Origin of the sequence: Bacillus sp. JJ1503 (genome assembly GCF_036965125.1) — a bacterium.
Lineage (GTDB): Bacteria > Bacillota > Bacilli > Bacillales > Cytobacillaceae > Cytobacillus.
Genome location: NZ_JBALOZ010000047.1, coordinates 1 through 7793 on the forward strand (window position 1 = coordinate 1; position 7793 = coordinate 7793).

4 protein-coding genes are annotated in these 7793 nt (G+C 38.3%); 2 read left to right on the forward strand and 2 right to left on the reverse strand.

All coding sequences use genetic code 11. The features are described 5' to 3' along the window. Positions 1–1589: peptide ABC transporter substrate-binding protein (locus V7149_RS04500; protein ID WP_335344455.1), on the forward strand; the 1589-nt coding region annotated here is incomplete at its 5' end. Positions 1590–2260: 671 nt separating this feature from the next. Here the strand turns inward: V7149_RS04500 and V7149_RS04505 are convergent. Next, the gene (locus V7149_RS04505) at positions 2261–4033 is read right to left on the reverse strand and encodes a hydantoinase B/oxoprolinase family protein (RefSeq protein WP_335344456.1); all 1773 of its coding nucleotides are present in this window, start codon (positions 4031–4033) and stop codon (positions 2261–2263) included. Positions 4034–4036: 3 nt separating this feature from the next. Then, positions 4037–6094 (reverse strand): hydantoinase/oxoprolinase family protein, encoded by a 2058-nt coding sequence (locus V7149_RS04510; protein ID WP_335344457.1) that lies wholly within the window; start codon positions 6092–6094, stop codon positions 4037–4039. Positions 6095–6418: 324 nt separating this feature from the next. On the opposite strand from V7149_RS04510, the gene V7149_RS04515 reads away from it, so the two are divergent. Then, a protein-coding gene (locus V7149_RS04515) for an IS3 family transposase (RefSeq protein ID WP_335344458.1) occupies positions 6419–7749 on the forward strand; the annotation gives its coding sequence in 2 pieces (ribosomal slippage) (positions 6419–6806 and positions 6806–7749; 1332 coding nt in all). Positions 7750–7793: the final 44 nt, after the last annotated feature.

Sequence of the window (7793 nt, forward strand, 5' to 3'; positions counted from 1 at the left end):
CACCAGAAACAAAAGGAACTGAGAATAATCAGCCTTCTACTTCTGATGTAGAAGACCAATCGTTAAATTTGTATGCAGCGAATGAAATTCCTACATTAAAAACAAATGGAGTGATCGATGGTATTTCAGGCACGATGATGTTAAATCTTTATGAAGGTCTGTACCGAGAGGACCAAGACCAAAAACTCGTACCTGGAATAGCGAAGGATCATGAAGTTAGCAACGATGGTAAAACATACACTTTTCATTTACGGGATGATGCAAAATGGAGCAATGGTACACAAGTAACAGCTCATGATTTTGTATTCGCCTGGCAGAGAGCACTCCATCCAGACACCCTTTCACCCCACTCCTATGAAATGGACAGTATCGTGAACGCAGTAGCAATTCAAAATAATGACCATGAACTTTATGGTAAGGTAGAAGAACTAGGGGTAAAAGCGATTGATGACTTTACACTTGAAGTTCAATTAGAACATGCGATTCCTTATTTTCTAGATACGTTAAACAATACTCTTTTCTACCCGCAAAATGAAGAGTTTTTGAATTCGCAAGGCGACAATTATGCATTAGAACCAGAATACTTAATTTATAATGGCCCCTTTATTCTTGATTCTTGGAAACATGAAGAAGGATGGGTGCTTAAGAAAAATCCTACCTACTGGGATGCAGGTAATGTAAAGATTGAAACAATTAATTTCAAAGTTGTAAAAGATGTTTCTACTGGTGTAAATCTGTACGATTCTGGTTCTGTCGACATGACAAACTTGTCATCAGAATTTGTTGATCTTTACCAAGGCAATCCAGATCTTCAATCTATAATAAAAAGGGAAATGTATTTTATCCGCTTTAACCTTCAAAACAAATATTTAAGCAATGTTAATATCCGAAAAGCAATCGATATGGGCTGGAATAAGAAAGAAGCCGCAGAATTGATTCTTAAAAACGGCTCTATCCCTGCTTACTACTTAATTCCTGAAAAAATGGTAACCGTTACAGATGGAAGTGATTTCAGGAGCAAACACGGAAACTTTAACGATGAAGGAATAGAAAAAGCACAAGAATATTGGCAAAAAGGTCTAGAAGAGCTCGGCACTGACAAAGTTGAACTAGAATTTTTAAGCTATGATGATGGCCAGCGCAAATCCGTAGCAGAATATATTAAGAACCAACTCGAAAAGAACCTACCAGGATTAACTCTCAATATCAACCAACAGCCTAATAAACAAAAGCTTGCGTTAGAAGGCAAACAGGAATATGATATGAGCCATTCCGGCTGGCGCAGCGGGATTGCCGATCCAACTGATTTTATGTCAATTCACCTTTCAGACGGTCCATACAACTGGCAAAGCTATGTAAGTGCTGATTATGACAAGTTCGTGAAAAAGGCTCAGGTAGACTTTACTAGTATTGAAGAACGATTTAACAATCTCCAAGATGCTGAACAAATCCTAATTGAAAAAGATGTAGTTATTTCACCGATGTATCAAGCAAGTGAAGCATACCTTTTAAAACCATATGTAAAAGGATTCGTCACCCTCCCAAATACAACGTACAGCTATAAGTGGACGTATATTGAAGGAAAATAATGTGAATGAAACAAAACGCTTGAATATAGGCGTTTTGTTTTTTTTGCAAAAAAAAAAAAAAACGGGCATACAACTTGGTATGCCTTTCAAAAGAAAAGATAGGGGGTATATATCAATATTAAACAGATAAGCGATTGAAAACGGGTTTTTTATAGGATGTTACTTACAAACACCCATTCAATATAAATAAATGACGTCATTATATTTAATGCAATTTCTGTACCAAAACTGTGAAAACTTCATTTTATGATTCAATTTTTTTTAAAAAGACTTATGAGTTATTGAGAATCGAAAAAGGGGCATGACATGGATTAGGAAAACCAGTTGAAAAAATCATTGGGGAGCATACGGATATTTTTGCATTTTTGTTTAAACATTTGGAGGTTTAAGAATGACGAAGGAAGTTATATAGAAGTCTTGATGACCTTCAATTTGGAAAATCAAACCCAAACGCTTGAATAAATCTCTAAGCGTTTGGGCTTTTTAATGCTCTACTAAAATTTAGGCCCCATAAAAAAGTTTAAGGCCTTTGTGAGTTAACGTTACTTGCTCATTAGTTAATAGTAAAGCCAATTTTAAGTGTGCTCAGAAAATCAGCTATCGTAAAGAAATGAGCTTGGTATACAAAGTTATCTCAAACTATCCTAGGGATACGCTTTTTCTATAGTTAGTTAAAATTTTGACATAGATTTTATTTGTTTTCGCTTGTTATTTGTAGCAATTTGATCAATATTGAGTGAAATAGGATCAATTACTACACCATAACATTTCTCAGCTGCATCAAGGCTAACATAACCTCTTTTTACGTCTATAAGAACTTCTTCTGATGTTCGATCCAGCGGGTCACCGTAGCCACCTCCGCCACCAGTTTGAACAGAGAGTATATCCCCTTCCTTTAATGAATATCCGGTTACTTTTTGTATAATTACTTCTTCCTCGGTACCTGGATTAACAACAACTCGGTTATGCAAAGCTGATTGACCTCCAAATAATCCCCAAGGTGGACATTCTGATCGTTCTTGGGTAGTTGTAAATTTAGCATGATGATTGATAATCTTATAATCTCTAAAATGTCCCAATCCTCCCCGATATCTCCCAGGACCCCCTGAATCTTTACGAACTTCATAGCGTTCTATATGAAGTGGGAATTTAGATTCTATAATTTCTACAGGAACGTTTCGAGTGTCTCCGTCAGCTATAGCAATCATAACATTCTCACCATCACGGAATGGATTTGCTCCCCATCCTCCACCTTCAGCTTCCGTATGCAAATATGGAACTCCAGTTCTCGGATCATTACCGAAAATAAATACAGCACACACATCACCGTAATGGGCAGCAGGAATCCGCTCTGGAATGGCTGTTGCCAATGCCTTAAAAATCGTATCGCAGAGAGTCATTAAAACGAGACCATAAACTGCAGAAGGTGCAGGATGTTTTGCATTAAACATACAATTATCAGGTACCTTAAGGTTTAACGGTCGGAATGTACCTTCGTTAACTGGACTAAGAGGGCTTGTTACTGCCTTCAAGGCAATCCTAGCTCCAGAAAGTGTGGCAGCGTATCCACAATTTATAGGACCAAGACATTGTTCTGCAGACCCAGTTAAGTCAATTGTCATTTCTCCGCCTTTTATTTGGACAGTGACACATACTTTAGGATTCTTAATTCCAACCCCATCATCATCCATAAAAGCCTCTGCTTTATACTCTCCATCTGGAATAGAAGCTATTGCTAATCTTGTTGCCTTTTCCTCCATTTCGAACATCTCTTGAATGGCTGCTTGAACGGTTTCCAAACCATATCTTTTCACAATTTCAAGCATTCGGCGTTCGCCTGTATGACTAGCAGCAATTTGTGCACGTAAATCTCCCATTACACTATCTGTGAAACGTACATTATCACGTAGAATTTGGTACACATCACGGTTCATGACACCGCTTTTCATCAATTGAATAGAGCGAAGGCGAATCCCCTCCTGGTAAATTTCAGTCGTGTCTGTTGTCCAGCCACCAGGTGAGACAGCACCAATATCCAGCCAGTGAGCCCGACTAGCAGCAAAGCCAATTAAGGTATTAGTCTCTTCTAAGAAAATGGGACTGCAAACAACAACATCATTTAGGTGGGTACCTACCGTGTATGTGTCATTAATTAAATAAACATCCCCTGCTGCCATGTTTTCCTTACCTACATCAGAGATTATTTGCTTAACTGATGGGGGAAGGTTTCCTAAAAATATGGGTAGTCCAGCAGCTTGTGAGACCATGTCACCATTATGGTCAAACAATCCAACACTAAAATCAAGTACCTCATATATTATTGGGTTGTAAGCTGTACGTGCCAGGTTTATCTTCATTTCATCGGCAGCGGCTACAAATCCATTACGTATTACTTCAATTAATATAGGATCTACTTTTTTTATTTCAATACTTATATTTTTCATGCGTTAGTCCTCCTTTCTTGTTAAAAGTAAATTGCCAATTTGATCAATTATTCCCTCGAAATCAGATGTGATAAATGTTGTTGAGCCTTTTTCAAGAACAAGAGCAGGCCCTTTAATTTTGTTATCGGCAAGAAGATTGTCACGATTATATACAGTACATTCCACATATCCATCCGTAGGGTTTAGACAAATTTTAGTTGTTCCTAAGATTGCATTATTTAACGGTTCAGATCCACCATTTGGAACCTTCTTAATTTGAACCTCACCCAGTGAACCAAACGCTGCCAAACGGAGATTGATAATTTCCGTTGGTTCGGATTCAGATGAATGTCCATATGCTTGATCATGAAGTCTATTGAATTCCTCGCGTAGCTTAATCATTCTTTCTACTGTTAATGGACCATTTGGTAAGGGAACTCGAACCGTATATTCTTGCCCAACATAACGCATTTCAGCAGCCCTTTCGAATCGAATTGGTGTATCCGGATCCACTTCTTTTTCTAGAATTGAAATGGACTCCTGTTCCATTTCAGAATATATTTCTTCAAGCTCTAACGGATCGGATAATTCCGTTCTAACTAATCGTGTACGTGCAAAGTCATGGCGAACTTCACTAAGCAACATTCCCAAAGCAGAAAATGTTCCAGGTGCCATTGGTACGATTACTGTTTTAACTCCAAGTTCCTCTGCAACTTCACATGCATGAATTGGGCCCGCCCCACCAAAAGCAAATAATACAAACTCCTTTGGATCTAGTCCACGCTGAACTGTAACAGCACGAATTGCATGAGCCATATTATTGTTGACTATACGAAGTATTCCAGCAGCACCTGTAACAACATCTAGGCTAAGAGGATCTGAAATTCGATGAATGGATTTAATTGAGGCTTCCCTATCCATTTCCATTTTTCCTCCAAGTAAATGACTAGGAATTCGACCAAGAGTAAGATTAGCGTCCGTTACTGTTGGTTCGAAGCCACCCCGACCATAACAGGCTGGTCCAGGTTCAGCACCGGACGATTGAGGACCGACATTTAAGGATCCGGCACGGTCTATATGAGCAATTGATCCCCCTCCAGCACCTATGGAATAGATATCAATCATTGGAACCATCAATGGATGTCGCTCAATTTGTGATTCATTTGTTACTTTTGTCTTTCCCTGGTAGGTAAGGCTGACATCAGTACTCGTCCCACCCATATCAAAGGAAATAACATTATTAAAACCCGCTAGTTTCCCGATATATGCTGAACTTACAGCACCAGCTGCTGGACCCGACATTATGGTATGAACTGGTTTTGCTTTTGCTGAATTAACCGACATTATGCCTCCAGAAGACTGGTTAACAAAAAATGGTCGCTTGTAACCACGCTCCATCAAACCTGATTCAATATTCGATAAATAACTTCCCACTCTATCAGCGATGTAAGCATTTATTACTGTTGTACTTGTCCTTTCATACTCCCTCCACTCTCTCGCTAACTGATGAGAAAGAGAGACTTGAGAATCTGGGTATACCTCCGATAAGATTTCCCCAATCAAAAGTTCGTGAACAGGGTTGTTATATGCGTGTAGAAGACATACAGCTATAGCTTTAATCCCTTCTTTTTTGAAGTATTCAGCTGCTTTTACTACATCTTCCTTGTTTAATGCGGAAATAACATTACCATTTGAGTCTAAGCGCTCATTTACCTCCACTCTGTATTCCCTTTGAACTAGAGGCTCAGGCTTTTTATAATATAAATCATACATTTCTATCCGATTAACCCTACCGATTTCATAAACATCACGAAATCCTTTTGTTGTAATAATTCCAGTACGTACTCCTTTTTTCTCCAAGAAGCAATTTAAACCTACCGTTGTCCCATGTACTACCATTGAAGTTTCAGTTAAATCGATGTTAGCCAGTTCAAATCCGTTTCTAATTCCTTCCCAAAGGTTTCTTGGAGTTGTAGGTGTTTTTTCTAACGTGATATGCCCTGAATCTTGATCTAAAATAACAAAATCAGTAAATGTCCCACCGATGTCTACTCCGACTCGATACTTGGTATTAGTTGTCAATGTATTTCTCGCCTCCTATTTTGACTGCACAATGGATTATTGTGTTAGCTATATCATCCCATACTTTCTAAATAATCAGAATATTTAATGAGTACAAATTTTTAGGTCATTTTTTGTTTGTTGGAAACAAATTAACGAAAATCTGAACTCATAGAGAGTGGAATTGTACAAATAATGAACGGCAAAAAAGAAAAAAGATCCAGTTTGCCTTTGAACTATAACCCGAATAGTGGACATTAAAAAAAGTCCCCTTTTCGGGTTTTTTATATCCATAGGATAGAAACCCGATTATAATCATTTCAGAGATACTATCGGGGGAACAAAATGAGTAAAATAATTTTTAATGAATTAGAGATGAAAATCTTGGTGAATAATCCAAACGTGGATCATGTATCAGAACGGTCCATTGCTTATAAGCCTGAGTTTAAAACAATGGCAGTGAAGGAGAATTTGGAGGGCAAAAGTCCTTCACAAATCTTTATTGAACATGGTTTTGACTTAAAAGTTATTGGGGCTGAAAAACCTAAACAATGCCTTAAAAGATGGAGAAAGACGTATAAGGAATTCGGGGAAGAAGGCTTCACAACGGAACGTAGAGGTAAAGGAAGCACCGGAAGACCTTCTTCAAAATCCCTTTCACTTGAAGACAGTTTGAAAAAGGCTGAAGCTCGAATTAAATACCTGGAAGCAGAGCTTGACTTCCTAAAAAAGTTAGAAGAACTCGAAAGGCAGGCGGCGAAGAGGAAACAATAAAGACATCTGAGAAGTTCATGCTTATTGAACAAACAACACGCCAGTATAAGCTTGCCAAAATGGTAACTTACCTCTGTAAAATGGTAGGGGTAAGCAGAAGTGGCTATTATGCATGGAAAAAGGCTGAAGGCAAACGGGGAAATAGACAAGAATCCGATTTAAAGGATTATGAGCTTATCAAGTTTATATTCGATGAGAAAAAAGGAAAAGCTGGAGCTCTCACTATCAAAATGATCTTAGAGAATGACTATATGGTAGTGATGAATCACAAGAAAATCCGTAGAATAATGAGGCAGTTTAATTTGTTCACAAGGATCAGACAAATGAACCCTTACAAAAAATTAGCCAAGGCGAATCAGGAACATCGTTCACTCCCTAACATTTTAAACAGGGAATTTGATCAGGGTGAGCCAGGCAAGGTACTGCTTACGGATATAACTTATGTTTTTTATGGATCTGGCAAACCAGCCTACCTATCCTGCGTGAAGGATGCTTCAACACGAGAAATTTTAGCTTATCACTTATCCAAAACCTTGAGAATGGAGATTGTCTATGATACTTTGGACAAGCTCTCTGACTCCATTGGAGACCTTTTCCACCCTGAAGCCATCCTTCATTCGGATCAGGGAGTGTATTATACTCATCCTGAGTACCAAAAGAGAGTTAAGGAAATGAAACTGACACAATCCATGTCACGAAAGGGAAATTGTTGGGATAACGCACCTATGGAATCTTTCTTTGGGCATCTCAAGGACGAGGTTGAGTATTCTAAATGCCAAGCATTCTATGAACTAAAGGAGTTAATCTCTGGGTACATAGATGAATACAATAACAGAAGATATCAATGGGGCCTAAAGAAAATGACTCCGGCACAATACCGGAGTCATCTGTTAGCTACTTAATAATAGGGCTTTTTTATACTGTCCACTTTATAGGTTACAGTTCA